The sequence below is a fragment of the Domibacillus iocasae genome (assembly GCF_001750285.1).
In the GTDB taxonomy this organism is placed as follows: domain Bacteria; phylum Bacillota; class Bacilli; order Bacillales; family Domibacillaceae; genus Domibacillus; species Domibacillus iocasae.
In genome coordinates this window covers 422,426-435,260 of record NZ_MAMP01000022.1, presented here as the reverse complement: position 1 = coordinate 435,260, position 12,835 = coordinate 422,426, and the positions used below count along the sequence as shown (strand labels likewise).

14 protein-coding genes are annotated in these 12,835 nt (G+C 45.9%); all 14 read right to left on the bottom strand.

Annotated features, from left to right (window positions below; all coding sequences use genetic code 11):
• Window positions 1-71: 71 nt before the first annotated feature.
• Window positions 72-641 (bottom strand): GTP cyclohydrolase I FolE, encoded by a 570-nt coding sequence (folE, locus tag BA724_RS12995; protein WP_069939075.1) that lies wholly within the window; start codon window positions 639-641, stop codon window positions 72-74.
• A 156-nt stretch (window positions 642-797) separates the two neighbouring features.
• The gene (locus tag BA724_RS12990; RefSeq protein WP_046173727.1) at window positions 798-1,070 is read right to left on the bottom strand and encodes an HU family DNA-binding protein; all 273 of its coding nucleotides are present in this window, start codon (window positions 1,068-1,070) and stop codon (window positions 798-800) included.
• A gap of 175 nt (window positions 1,071-1,245) precedes the next feature.
• Window positions 1,246-2,721, bottom strand: a complete 1,476-nt coding sequence (gene spoIVA / locus BA724_RS12985) for a stage IV sporulation protein A (RefSeq protein ID WP_069939074.1) — start codon at window positions 2,719-2,721, stop codon at window positions 1,246-1,248.
• A 95-nt stretch (window positions 2,722-2,816) separates the two neighbouring features.
• The gene (locus BA724_RS12980) at window positions 2,817-3,539 is read right to left on the bottom strand and encodes a hypothetical protein (RefSeq protein ID WP_069939259.1); all 723 of its coding nucleotides are present in this window, start codon (window positions 3,537-3,539) and stop codon (window positions 2,817-2,819) included.
• A gap of 28 nt (window positions 3,540-3,567) precedes the next feature.
• Window positions 3,568-3,768 (bottom strand): DUF2768 domain-containing protein, encoded by a 201-nt coding sequence (locus BA724_RS12975; RefSeq protein ID WP_069939073.1) that lies wholly within the window; start codon window positions 3,766-3,768, stop codon window positions 3,568-3,570.
• Between the two features lie 18 nt (window positions 3,769-3,786).
• Window positions 3,787-4,827 (bottom strand): NAD(P)H-dependent glycerol-3-phosphate dehydrogenase, encoded by a 1,041-nt coding sequence (locus tag BA724_RS12970; RefSeq protein ID WP_069939258.1) that lies wholly within the window; start codon window positions 4,825-4,827, stop codon window positions 3,787-3,789.
• Window positions 4,828-4,848: 21 nt separating this feature from the next.
• Window positions 4,849-6,159 carry a ribosome biogenesis GTPase Der gene (der, locus tag BA724_RS12965; RefSeq protein WP_069939072.1) on the bottom strand — a complete coding sequence of 437 codons (1,311 nt, stop codon included), beginning with the start codon at window positions 6,157-6,159 and terminating at the stop codon, window positions 4,849-4,851.
• Window positions 6,160-6,277: 118 nt separating this feature from the next.
• Window positions 6,278-7,348: a type 2 isopentenyl-diphosphate Delta-isomerase gene (gene fni, locus BA724_RS12960; protein WP_069939071.1), complete on the bottom strand. Its 1,071-nt coding sequence runs from the start codon at window positions 7,346-7,348 to the stop codon at window positions 6,278-6,280.
• 15 nt (window positions 7,349-7,363) lie between these two features.
• Window positions 7,364-8,503, bottom strand: a complete 1,140-nt coding sequence (gene rpsA / locus BA724_RS12955; RefSeq protein ID WP_069939070.1) for a 30S ribosomal protein S1 — start codon at window positions 8,501-8,503, stop codon at window positions 7,364-7,366.
• A 90-nt stretch (window positions 8,504-8,593) separates the two neighbouring features.
• Window positions 8,594-9,178, bottom strand: a complete 585-nt coding sequence (locus tag BA724_RS12950; protein WP_141719949.1) for a lysophospholipid acyltransferase family protein — start codon at window positions 9,176-9,178, stop codon at window positions 8,594-8,596.
• Complete coding sequence (gene cmk / locus BA724_RS12945) at window positions 9,175-9,855, bottom strand: (d)CMP kinase (RefSeq protein WP_069939068.1); 681 nt, start codon at window positions 9,853-9,855, stop codon at window positions 9,175-9,177. The genes BA724_RS12950 and cmk overlap by 4 nt, the downstream gene beginning before the upstream one ends.
• An 84-nt stretch (window positions 9,856-9,939) precedes the next feature.
• On the bottom strand, window positions 9,940-10,602 hold the full coding sequence (locus tag BA724_RS12940) for a flagellar brake protein (protein WP_069939067.1): 663 nt from the start codon (window positions 10,600-10,602) through the stop codon (window positions 9,940-9,942).
• Between the two features lie 92 nt (window positions 10,603-10,694).
• On the bottom strand, window positions 10,695-12,032 hold the full coding sequence (ypeB, locus tag BA724_RS12935; RefSeq protein WP_069939066.1) for a germination protein YpeB: 1,338 nt from the start codon (window positions 12,030-12,032) through the stop codon (window positions 10,695-10,697).
• Window positions 12,033-12,044: 12 nt separating this feature from the next.
• The gene (sleB, locus tag BA724_RS12930; RefSeq protein ID WP_069939065.1) at window positions 12,045-12,794 is read right to left on the bottom strand and encodes a spore cortex-lytic enzyme; all 750 of its coding nucleotides are present in this window, start codon (window positions 12,792-12,794) and stop codon (window positions 12,045-12,047) included.
• Window positions 12,795-12,835 lie beyond the last annotated feature (41 nt).

Here is a 12,835-nt window from a genome sequence, read left to right as displayed (position 1 = left end):
TCATGGATCATTTCAATCGTTTGTTCCGTTCCGTCTTCATTGCGTACGTTTAGTATATCATACTCGTGTTCTCATGACGAACGAATGAGCGAAAGCAGTTCAGTCCGCAGTTGGGAATCGTTTTCGTACATACCGCGCGCGGCGGTGGTCACGGTTTTTGCGCCTGGCTTTTTCACACCGCGCATCGCCATGCACATATGTTCCGCTTCGACGATGACCATAACGCCATGCGGCTGCAGCATTTCCATAATGGAATCTGCCACTTCACTCGTAATACGTTCTTGCAGCTGCGGGCGGCGCGCGACTGATTCTACTGCCCGTGCAAGTTTGCTTAGTCCTGTGACTTTTCCGCCTTTTGGCAGGTACGCCACATGAGCACGCCCAAAAAATGGAACAAGATGGTGTTCGCACATTGAATAAAAGGGGATGTCTTTCACGAGCACGAGTTCTTCATATTGTTCTTCAAATACAGTCTCAAAATAGTGTCTTGGGTCAATATGAAGACCTGAAAAAGCTTCTTCATACATTTTCGCTACTCGTTTCGGCGTATCTTGAAGGCCCTCCCGATCTGGGTTTTCGCCAACCGCTTCTAAAATAAGGCGCACTGCCTGCTGAATTTTGGCATGATCTACTCCCGCCATCTTCTTCACTCCTGTATACATGTATAGTATGTTTATTGTTTTTTCACTGCACTTCATCTTAGCATATCGATTCCTAACCCGGCAAAAAAAAGTTTCAAGAAAAAAGAGACTGCCCAATGAGGACAGTCCCGCTTTAGCCGGATTTAGGCTATGTACTTATTTCACTGCATCTTTAAGCGCTTTGCCCGGTTTGAATGCCGGTACTTTGCTTGCAGCGATTTCGATTTCTTCGCCTGTTTGCGGATTGCGTCCTTTACGTGCTGAACGTTCGCGTACTTCGAAGTTGCCGAAACCAATCAATTGCACTTTATCGCCTTTTGCCAATGTATCTTGGATGGCATCGAAAAGAGCGTCAACCGCTTTTGTTGCGTCTTTCTTAGAAAGTTCTGCTGTTTCCGCAACTTCATTGATCAAATCAGTTTTGTTCATGCCATTCACCTCCTCCCGCATGAGACCCGATAAACATTGTTATATCAATGTTTTACCGTAATTCTGTTAAAAGAGTATCACATGTGTTCGGGCATATCAAGCAGAATCCACCTTAATCGGTTATTTTCCCCGTTTCCAACGAAAAAAGACTCTCATTTTGAGAGTCCGACGTGCTTTATAGCAAAATCGCAATCATGCCGCCCGAGCCTTGATTAATGATTTTTTCCAGCGTATCTTTTAATTTACTGCGGGCATGATCAGGCATTAATGATACTTTCGATTGAATTCCATCCCGGACGATCGTACTTAAATTGCGGCCAAAAATATCACTTTCCCAAATGGATAACGGATCTTCCTCAAAATCTTTCATGACATGGTGAACCAGTTCTTCACTTTGTTTTTCAGTCCCAATAATCGGTGAAAATTCTGATTCAATATCAACTTGAATCATATGAATGGACGGCGCTACTGCTTTCATCCGAACCCCATAACGTGAGCCGTGACGAATGATTTGAGGCTCTTCTAAACGCATCTCACTCATGGGCGGAACAGCAACGCCGTAGCCTGTCTGTTTCACCATTCTCAGTGCTTCTTCCACTTGTCCGTACTCTTCTTTAATGTGTGCATAATCCTGGATGATTTCTAAAAGATGCTCTTTTCCTCTCAGCGGTTCTCCAATAATTTCATTTACAATCGTCTCATACAGCCCATTTGGTGCGTGTACATTAATCTCTGCAATTCCTTGCCCCATATCCATCCCGGTTAAAACAGCGGACTCAATGAACTCGCCGCCGCCAAATTGGTCAACGACGCGGTTTACGTCCCGCAGTCTTTTAATATCTTTTACTGTTTCTTTCACCATTTCATTGTATTTATCACGCAGCCAATGAGCTTCATCAAGCGCCATAATCCATGATGGAAGATGTACATTTACTTCGTGAACTGGAAACTCAAACAGCGCTTCCTGCAATACATGAAGCACATTCGCTTCCGTCATGGATTCCACCGACATGGCCAGCACTGGAATGTCGTATTTCTCGGTTAATTCTTCCTGAAGAAGCATTGTTTCTGTATGATCCGGGCGCGCTGAATTAATAATTAAAATAAATGGCTTCCCTACTTCTTTTAAGCCATTTACTGCCCGTTCTTCAGCTTCAACGTATGAACTTCTCCGCATTTCGCCAAATGACCCGTCCGTTGTCACAACGACGCCGATTGTTGAGTGCTCTTCGATGACCTTTCTCGTGCCGATATCCGCCGCTTCATCAAATGGAATCGGTTCATCGTGCCAAGGCGTTTGAATCATTCTGGGACCATGTTCATCCTCATAGCCTTTTGCCTCTGGGACCACATAACCAACACAATCGACCAGCCGGATATTTACCAATACACCACCAGCCTGTACAGCGGCCGCCCGGCTTGGAACAAATTTCGGCTCAGTTGTCATGATCGTTCTGCCTGATGCACTTTGCGGCAGTTCATCCTGCGCGCGCCGGCGTTCGGATTCACTATCCATATTCGGCAGAACGAGCAGCTCCATAAATCGCTTTATAAACGTTGATTTTCCCGTCCTGACGGCACCAACAACGCCTAAATAAATATCGCCTTCTGTCCGCTCGGCAATATCCTTAATGACTTCTGTACTTTCCATCAGCAGCCCCCTCCCGTTTTAAACGGCCTGTCCGCCGCCTGCCTTACAGTGTATGAGCTACATTTTAAATGTATGCAAAAAAAGAAGCCTGCATGTTACTCAGACTTCTGTTTTTTATTCATAAAAATAGGTTCCCCTTGCGCGTCTACCGTATAGGGCAGCGAGTAGGCCGGGACAAAAGGTAACGACTGTACGAGTAAATAGCGAATGTCATCGCCGGGCGCAGGCGGTGTATCCGTTTCCTGCAGGGCTGCGTACAAATCAGCCGCATAATCAATATACAGTGTCCCGTCACCGCTCATAACAAGCGGCAGCTGCTTACCTGAATATGGACTTGTTACGTACGGTTCATCCTCAAATCCGAGTTCCTTAAAGTCCAGCGAGTAAACGTTATCGGCCAGTGTGTCTTTAAACGGCGGATATTCATGGGCGATAAGCCGGATATTAATGCTGCGAATCTGCTCCGCTATACGCAAATCAATTAGTTTGACAGCTGGATCCGTTTCAACGTCAACAAGGACATACTGGTAAATGCCGCCGCTTTCAAACGCATTTCCAGGTGGTTCTGCCATGAAACGCGGTGATATTTTGCTGAAGTCGATCGGATACTTTTCATAAAGGTCCGGATCGCCTTCTTTTGTTTTAATAGGCAAAATGCCGTCTTCTTCTGTCTGAAACTGATCGACAGCCAACTGAACAGACTGCAGCTGGTCTTCATACGGCTGTTCATTTTGGTTTAAATTTTCGTCCGGGTATAGACAGCCGCCCAACATAAATGAGAGCAGCATGGCGAAAAAAAGAAGCAAGCTTTTTCTCATGTTCATTTTTTACTCATTCACCTCTTTGCTAGCGGGTCGGGCCGCTTAATACAACGTACATAACGATGAGTCCGCCGACAATCATGCATAAATAAGCAAACAGAGCCGTGACTCCTTTTAAAAGACCGTTGCTAAATTTGTAACGGCTTAAATAAATTGAGAAAATGGAGACAATCATCAGCCCCATTCCGGCAAATGAAATCCACATTTTCAGCATGGATGGTGACATGGTCATTCGTCCTTTCCGTTAATCCAGCTTTGTATCTAAAATGTCAATCAAGTCTTCGAGCTCGTGTTTTTTCACTCGGGCCATTAAATCATCCACTGCTTTTTTCGGGTCCTGCTGCTCGAATAAAACGTGATAGAGCGCGTTGGTAATCGGCATTTGGACGTCGTATTTTTTTGAAAGCTGGTGCCCTGCTTTCGTCGTACGCACACCTTCTACGACCATTCCCATGCTCTCTAGCACTTCATCGAGTTTTTTTCCCTGCCCAAGCATATTTCCGGCCCGCCAGTTTCTTGAGTGAACGCTTGTACATGTCACAATTAAATCCCCAATGCCGGCAAGCCCTGAAAATGTGAGTGGATTGGCGCCCATTTTTGTGCCGAGACGGGCAATTTCAGCCAGGCCACGTGTAATAAGCGCGGCTTTTGCATTATCCCCGTATCCGAGGCCGTCAGAAATTCCGGCCGCCAGTGCAATAATATTTTTAAGTGCACCGCCAATTTCCACACCAATCATATCCGGATTTGTATACACACGAAAATGCTGATTCATAAATAAATCCTGCGTTTTTTGTGCGGCTTCTGCTGATTTAGACGACACCGTAACCGTCGTTGGATGACGGAGGCTCACTTCCTCCGCATGAGACGGACCGGACAGCACGACCACGTCCTTTAGGATGGTTTCCGGCATTTCCTGCTCAATCATTTCAGAAATCCGCAACAGAGAATCCGGCTCGATTCCTTTGGAAACATGAACGACCGTTACAGGTGCTTTAGCCGATTCTACGACCTGCTGCGCCACTTCCCGAACCGCTTTTGTCGGCACAGCTACCACTACCGTTTCAACGTCTTCCAGCGCTTCGGCGAGTGATGTCGTTCCTTTAATCGTCTCCGGCAATGAAATATCCGGCAAATACCGACTGTTCGTATGATCAGTGTTTAATTCGGCCATTCGCTCTTCATTTTTCGCCCATACATAAACGTCATGTCCGTTATCGGCAAGAACGAGCGCCAGGGCGGTTCCCCAGCTGCCCGCACCGAGCACTGCGATTTTTTCTTTCATGTGAAACACAGCCTTTCTACCTTATTTTCTTGCGCGCGCAATAATGTGAATCGGCGTTCCTTCAAACGCAAAAGCATCCCTAATGCGGTTTTCAAGAAAACGAAGATACGAAAAGTGCATGAGTTCCGGCTCGTTGACAAATACAACAAATGTTGGAGGCTTGACCGATACTTGCGTCGCGTAATAAACACGCAGCCGTCTTCCTTTGTCAGATGGTGCCGGATTCATCGCGACTGCGTCAGTAATGACGTCGTTTAAAACACTGGATTGAACGCGCATCGAATGGCTTTCGCTCGCCCGGTCAATATATGGCATTAACGTATGAATGCGTTTTTTCGTTAACGCAGAGAGAAAAACGATCGGTGCATAATCCAAAAATTGGAACTGAATGCGAATGTTTTCTTCAAATTCACCCATCGTTTTTTCATCTTTTTCTACTGCATCCCATTTGTTAACGACGATCACAACCGCCCGCCCTGCCTCATGAGCGTAGCCGGCAATATGTTTATCCTGCTCACGAATGCCTTCTTCTGCATTTAGAACGACTAATACAACGTCAGAGCGTTCAATGGCTCTCATTGCACGAAGCACGCTGTATTTTTCAGTTGTTTCATATACCTTTCCGCGTTTGCGCATACCGGCTGTATCGATAATAACGTACTTTTGACCGTTATACGTATAAGGTGAATCGACAGCATCCCGTGTTGTTCCGGCAATATCGCTGACAATAACGCGGTCTTCGCCAAGCAGCGCATTCGTTAATGACGATTTGCCTACATTCGGACGGCCAATTAAAGAGAATTTGATCACGTCATCTTCATAAGGCTTGTCTTCACCGGTCGGGAAATGTGATACCACTTCATCTAGCAGATCGCCCAGCCCAATCCCATGCGCGCCTGAAATCGGATAAACTTCACCAAAACCAAGCGAATAAAAGTCATAAATATCCGCACGCATTTCCGGATTATCAATTTTATTGACACCGAGAACGATTGGCTTTTTCGACCGATATAAAATTTTCGCTACTTCTTCATCAGCTGATGTGACACCTTCACGGCCATTCACAATAAAGATAATGACATCTGCTTCGTCAATCGCAATTTCCGCCTGCTGGCGAATTTGTTCTAAAAAAGGCTCATCACTTAAGTCAATACCGCCTGTATCAATTAAGTTAAATTCATGTGTCAGCCACTCACCTGAGCTGTAAATACGGTCACGCGTTACACCCGGCACATCTTCGACAATGGAAATACGCTCGCCGGCAATCCGGTTAAAAATCGTTGATTTGCCGACATTTGGCCTTCCAACGATGGCAACTGTCCGTTTCATCATTACATCTTTCCCTTCAATGGTTCATCCATTTATACTCATTTATTTTTATTTTGTTCAAAAGAAAACCCTTCTGCCGTGAGAAGGGGTTCAATCAACATCTTATTTTATCACATTTCGATTATGAATCAAATGGCGCCGGCACACGAGCGGCAAATCGTTCTGGTTCAAGCCCTCGTATACGCAGCCACTGTTCTGTCCGGCCAAAAATCATAAGCGGGGCCCTGTGCAGCTGGCCAATCGACTTGGCACCAAGCGCGCACATCATCATCTGCATGTCTGTCTTCATTTGATTAATATGCTCAGTGAGTGCTTCTTGTCCTTCGGTTAGCAAAATATTCAACAAAAAACCAGATAGTCCTGCCGCTGAAGCACCAAGTGCAAGCGACTTAACAACGTCTTCTGCATGCTGAAGTCCACCCGATGCAATGACCCTTTTATCCGGCGCTCCGAAGACCGTTTCTACAATCGATACCGCAGTCGGAATGCCCCAGTTGTTAAAAAAGGACATGGGCTGCGCAGATCGCTCATTTTCAACCTCCGCAAAATTGGTACCCCCAAATCCGGCTGTATCAATGGCTGCTAACGGCAATTCATTTAAGAGCTGTGCCGTTTCACGGCTAATGCCAAAACCAGTCTCTTTTACAATGACCGGCACTTCTACCCGGCCGCAAATTTCCGCAATGCGATCAATTGCACCGCGAAAGTCACGATCTCCTTCGGGCATAGCTAGCTCTTGAATGACATTTAAATGAATTTGCAAACCGTCTGCTTCGATCATGTCGCATACTGCTCTCGCTTCATCTACTGTCGCTTCTGAGCCAATATTGGCCAGCAGCATACCACGTGGATTAGCTTTTCGTGCTGCCTGGAATGTCAGCCGCTCTTCCGGATGGCGAAGAGCCGACATTTGAGAGCCGACCGCCATCGGAATATCACATACGGCCGCCACTTCTGCCAGTTGTGCATTAATATCTGCTGTTGCTTGTCCGCCTCCGCCTGTCATCGCATTCACGAAAAACGGCGAACTCCATTGAAGTCCGCCGATTTCGGTTGATAGCGATATGTCCATGACAGAGGAACCCGGGAGGCTGCGATGCACGAATTGAATGTCATCCAATCCGGTTCGCCGGCTTTGCCCGGTCGACAACGCATAATGAATATGGTCGATCTTTCGTTCTGCTCTGCTCAAGTTGTCATCACCGTCTTATTTCAAGTCTTTTAGCTGATCGCCTAAAATATCACCAATTTGGAAGCCAGAGCTTTCTTCCGGCAATTCATATGAATCAACTATTTCTTCCGTCTCGTGCTCTTCAAATGATTTCATGCTGAGCGATAAGCGGTGTTCCTGTTCATTGGCATCAAGTACTTTTACTTTTACCTGCTGTCCTTCTTCAAGCACTTCATGAGGTGTGCCGATATGGCGGTTAGAAATTTGCGAAATATGAACAAGTCCTTCTACACCTGGGAACACTTCAACAAACGCACCGTATGAAACAAGACGCTTCACTGTTCCTTCGTGTTCAGATCCTATTGGCGCACGGTCCGCAATATTTTCCCACGGTCCAGGCAGTGTTTCTTTAATGGATAAAGAAATCCGCTCGCTGTCACGATCAATGGAAAGCACTTTCACTTTTACCTCTTCACCCTCTGTTAATACATCGGATGGTTTTTCCACATGATCATGCGAAAGCTGGGAAATATGAACAAGCCCGTCCACACCGCCTATATCAACAAATGCGCCGAAATCAGTCAGACGCTGCACTTTGCCCTCGATGACGTCGCCTGCTTGAATATCCTCAAGCACTTTTTGTTTATTTTCTGCTTTTTCAATATCTAAAACCGCCCGATGCGATAAAATCAACCGATTTTTATCTTGTTCAAGCTCAACAATTTTGAACTTCATCACGCGGCCTTTATAATCTTCAAAATCTTCAACGAAGTGATCTTCCACAAGTGAAGCCGGGATAAATCCGCGAATACCAAGATCAACAACGAGGCCGCCTTTAACGACTTCTTTAATCTCTGCTTCAAAAATGGTCCCTTCCTCAAAACGCTTCTGCATGTCACCCCATGCCGTTTCTGCATCCGCTTTTCGTTTTGATAAAACGTATAGATCATCTTCTTCTTTTGTTACGAGCAGTTCAAGCTCGTCGCCTTCTTTGACGACGTCCGATGCTTTTTCTACGTGAAGGCTTGACAGTTCACTGATGGGAATAATGCCGTCTTTCTTGCTGTCCGGAATTTCCACCTGGACCTGCTTTTCTTCGACTTTCACGACCGTAGCGCGTACTTTATCACCAACGGTGTAGTTATTCACTTCTGCTTGGTTCATATCCTCTGTCATATGTAATCCTCCTCAATACAAAACTGCGTCAATTTTAAAAATTCTTACTTCTAACTTCTTACAAACACACGAATTTGTCAAGCCGGAAGCTCAAGCTGAATGCTCTTTTATCAACTTACCGATTGCCTGCATAATAGCCTCAGTTGCTTCTTCAGCAGATGCTTTCCGTTCACGAAGCGGCGCCATGTCAACAGGAGGGCCGTATACAACGTGAAGTTTACGCCCAATTTTATATGGACCAATGACCGCGCATGGCACAACAGCTGCATCGGTTCGAAGAGCGAAAAAGCCGGCACCCGCAAGTCCTTTGCCCAATTTTCCATCTTTAGACCGTGTGCCTTCTGGAAAAAGGCCGAGCACCTCGCCGTCTTTAAGCATCCGCAACCCATTTCGCAGCGCTTCACGGTCGCTCATGCCCCGCTTAACGGGAAATGCGTTGAGCCCTCTCATTAATTTCCCCGCCCATTTTGTTTTAAACAGCTCTTCTTTTGCCATAAAACGAACTGGACGATTTGCTGTGATCCCGACTACGGGCGGATCAAGGTTATCAATGTGATTCGAACAAAGAAGAACGCCGCCTTCTTTCGGGAAATGCTCAAGACCCGTGACATGAATACGGTAAGCGGGGGTCAAAATAGTTTTCACAGCCGTTTTTGCGATTGTATAAAAGGTCACCATTCGTTTTTCCTCGCTTCGGCTACAGCCATAATCGCTGCAGCTACCTGTTCAATGGACATGAATGTCGTGTCAATTTCAATTGCATCTGCCGCTTTTTTCAGCGGCGACTCGACCCGCTCCGTATCCATTTTGTCGCGTGCAGCAATCTCTCTTTTTAAATTCTCCAAATCTGATGAAAATCCTTTTTTTAAGTTTTCAGCATGACGCCGCTTCGCCCGTTCGTCTACACCCGCCAGTAAGAAAATCTTCACATCGGCTTTCGGAAGAACACTCGTACCAATGTCGCGTCCATCCATTACTACGCCGCCTCTTGCAGCTAACTCCTGCTGGCGGATCGTCATATCACGGCGCACTTCGCTATGCCGGGCTACAGCGGAAACGTTATTTGTCACCCTGTCCGTCCGAATGGCTTCCGTTACGTCTATTCCGTCCATGCGTACGATTTGTCCGTTTTCACCCTGCTCCAGAGAAATATCCGTATCCGCCAACAGCCGGCCAAGCGCTTTTCCGTCTTCTACATTTATGTTATGCTGCAGCGCTTTATACGTAATAGCCCGATACATCGCGCCAGTATCAATATAAATATACGAAAGCCGTGCCGCCACGATTTTTGCAGCTGTGCTTTTCCCCGCAGCAGCAGGGCCATCAATGGCGATTTGCAGTTGTTTATCCATCTTGTCACCTCATCCAAAAAGTCTTATTCATTTTATCATAGATTTGATTGCACACAAAAAAGAACCCAGACTTTGGGCTCTTCATTATTTTACTCCTTTTTTGCGCAGCTGGAGCTGCTGTTCAAAGCAAAAGCGCATGAGCATCTGCTGTTCCGCGTACACAAGATCTTTAAATTGAAAAGACCCAACGCGCCGGCCGCTTTTTTTGTCTTCGTGAACTCGAACAAGTTCGGCCATTGCTTCAAAATAGTGTGGTTCTGCATGTTGTGATGGAATGACGCCATACACTTTTCCTTCTGTCCCATCCTCCATTTGAACGGATTCGGGGAGTACAATTGCCATGCCGCCCGCACTAATGTCTTCTGTCACTGAAGAAAACGAAGGCATTCCATCCACCTCAACCGCTACATCGATTGCTTTTTGAACACGGACAAATTTCCGGCGCTGCACGCGGACGTAATTGTTTATACCAGGCTCATGAAGCACAAGCATCGGAATTTTCTTTTTGACCCGCCCAATCACTTCTGTCTGGAAAAGAAAAACAGCCATTGAAGCATTTGGATCAATAAAACTAACAGCCAGCTGCATCCCGTCCAGCAGAAAAACCGTCCGGTTCGTCTGCACGTTGACGGGATAGTCAATAAATATTTTACCCTCCTCAGTATCCACTACTTTGCATCGATATTCTTCTTTTTTATCCGTTCCATCAAATGGCTCCATTGTCAATGTTACACCGGGTTCCAGCATCCATATCACTCTCTTTTTCCTTAATAAGCCTTATGGCCTAATGATCGATGGAAAAAATTATAAAGGATTAACCGGCTAAATGCAATATCCTGTTACGCTCCGTATCCCGCTTCAGCTTCTGATAGCTTTTCGATTCGTTCTTCGTTGCCGTTTTCCGCATTAATAAAGACCCGATACGAAGCCGTTCCGTTTTCCGCTAAAAATTCATAACATGCTACATCTTTCATCTCATTATTCGTTACAATTGCCTTACGTGTTTCCATAATCGTAAGTTTTGGATGGAGCTCTTTTTTCGCTTGTTCCTCCGTTAAAGCAGGTTCAGGAATCTTCCGGTCCTTTTTATTCTTCCAATAATTTTGTGCTTCAAGACCTGTAACTGTTCCTGTATCCAATGCTGTTTTAACCGTGACAGACTCCGGATAAATGAGTGTATCATCTATTTTTTTCGTAAAGGTAAACACACCCGTATGATCATATTGAGCGCTGTTTGTCTCCACCATCCCCTCAAATCCGTGCTTTTTCAAAAAAGCGGCTGCTTTTTCAGAAGCAGCGTGTAAGCTGATCCGGCTTTTTCCTGGTGTTGTGTTGACCGTAAATGTTAATGGATAACCGCCTTTTTTCGTAATGTCCATCGTTGCTTCCTCACCGTTTTGCCCGGTGACAGACACGTTATAAAATGGAACTGCCGCTCCTTTTAAACTGCTTTCAACCGAGGTAACCTCCGCATCGACCTGAAAATAATCTTTTGCTTTTTCGGCTGCTTCTTTTTTCGTAATGGCTGGTCCCGTCAGTTTTTTCAAGGCATCATCCGAAACGGATTTTTCTACTTGGGTTGCTTGGAATGTATCTGTTTCCGAAAATTCAGACGATTTTTTTTCGAGGTTATTGAATCCGTCAATAACAGAATTGTCTTTTGGCTCCTCTCCGTCAGCCGCGGCATGGGCCACATCTGTCCAGCGCAAATTTTGATCGAGAACAGACATTTGCACCGTGCGAAGTTCTTTTTGAATATCAGTCGCCTGCTTATAAAGGGATTCAAGATGTTCGTATTCTTTATCAGAAAGCGGCTCCGTATCAAGATCGCGTACTGCTGTCTTATACGTAAAATCCCCGCTGGCTCCTAAAAACTCTTCTGTTTTTGAAAACGGCATAAATCCGAGCGGCAGACGGCTGATTGCGTTATTTGCTTCGGATGTAAGGCGCCATACGTCTGTTAACGCCGGTGTTAAATTGGCTTTCGAGTTCATCGCAAGTGCTTCGCCAGTCCGGTCATGAATAACATCCACCTGATACACAAGCTCATGAAATGCCTGCTGATAACCGTTTTCCGCTTCTATCATCATCGCTTGTTTTTGCTGGTACTGGCTAAATCCCCATACCGCTGTCACTACAAGCAACACGGCCATGGCTGCTGTTAAAAATGTCCGCATTCCCGGTTCCTCCTATTCGCAATAAATATGCTTTCCAATTTTTTTAATTTGCGGCCGCGACCAGATCCAGTCGCTCGTTGCTGTGTCTGGATTAAAGTAATAAAGCGCTTCGCCGGTCGGGTCCCAGCCATTAATCGCATCCAATACGGCTTTTTTCGCTTTTTCGTTTGGTGTAAGCCAGATTTGCCCATCTGCTACTGCCGTAAACGCCCCCGGTTCAAAAATGACGCCTGATACTGTATTTGGAAATGATTCGCTCGCTACCCGGTTTAAAATAACCGCTGCAACCGCCACCTGACCTTCATACGGCTCTCCCCGCGCTTCTCCATAAACGGCATTGGCCATAAGCTGAATATCATTTTGGGAAAAACCCGTTGGTGTGTTTACAGACTGCGCAGACGTCTCAGCACCACCGTAATAAGTAAACTTTTTGCCTTTTCGAATCTGGCTTTTCACGTGCGCTTCATCATATTTAGATGCCTGCTCAAGCTTTCGCTTTGTCGCTTCTCCCGCTAAGCCATCTACCGGCAATCCGAACGATTCTTGAAAGTTTCGCAGGGCCCAGTATGTAGACCAGCCAAACACACCGTCGATCGGATCACGGTAATAGCCGGTATATTGAAGCCGTGACTGCAATTCAATCACATCGTCCCCTTCCGCCCCGCGCTGAATAATTTGTCCTGAGAACGCACCCGCCTGCCCGGATGCAAGCAACAGAACAAGTGTCAAAAAAACAGCAATCTGCTTTTTCCATTTTGTCAATTTCGTTCACCATCCTATCGAAATATACGAATAGTTTGTCA

What these genes read in the sequence shown, in the direction of transcription:
- folE (WP_069939075.1), bottom strand. Translation starts at nt 641, where the DNA reads ATGGCGGGAGTAGATCATGCCAAAATTCAGCAGGCAGTGCGCCTTATT.
- BA724_RS12990 (WP_046173727.1), bottom strand. Translation starts at nt 1,070, where the DNA reads ATGAACAAAACTGATTTGATCAATGAAGTTGCGGAAACAGCAGAACTT.
- spoIVA (WP_069939074.1), bottom strand. Translation starts at nt 2,721, where the DNA reads ATGGAAAGTACAGAAGTCATTAAGGATATTGCCGAGCGGACAGAAGGC.
- BA724_RS12980 (WP_069939259.1), bottom strand. Translation starts at nt 3,539, where the DNA reads ATGAGAAAAAGCTTGCTTCTTTTTTTCGCCATGCTGCTCTCATTTATG.
- BA724_RS12975 (WP_069939073.1), bottom strand. Translation starts at nt 3,768, where the DNA reads ATGTCACCATCCATGCTGAAAATGTGGATTTCATTTGCCGGAATGGGG.
- BA724_RS12970 (WP_069939258.1), bottom strand. Translation starts at nt 4,827, where the DNA reads ATGAAAGAAAAAATCGCAGTGCTCGGTGCGGGCAGCTGGGGAACCGCC.
- der (WP_069939072.1), bottom strand. Translation starts at nt 6,159, where the DNA reads ATGATGAAACGGACAGTTGCCATCGTTGGAAGGCCAAATGTCGGCAAA.
- rpsA (WP_069939070.1), bottom strand. Translation starts at nt 8,503, where the DNA reads ATGACAGAGGATATGAACCAAGCAGAAGTGAATAACTACACCGTTGGT.
- cmk (WP_069939068.1), bottom strand. Translation starts at nt 9,855, where the DNA reads ATGGATAAACAACTGCAAATCGCCATTGATGGCCCTGCTGCTGCGGGG.
- BA724_RS12940 (WP_069939067.1), bottom strand. Translation starts at nt 10,602, where the DNA reads ATGCTGGAACCCGGTGTAACATTGACAATGGAGCCATTTGATGGAACG.
- ypeB (WP_069939066.1), bottom strand. Translation starts at nt 12,032, where the DNA reads ATGCGGACATTTTTAACAGCAGCCATGGCCGTGTTGCTTGTAGTGACA.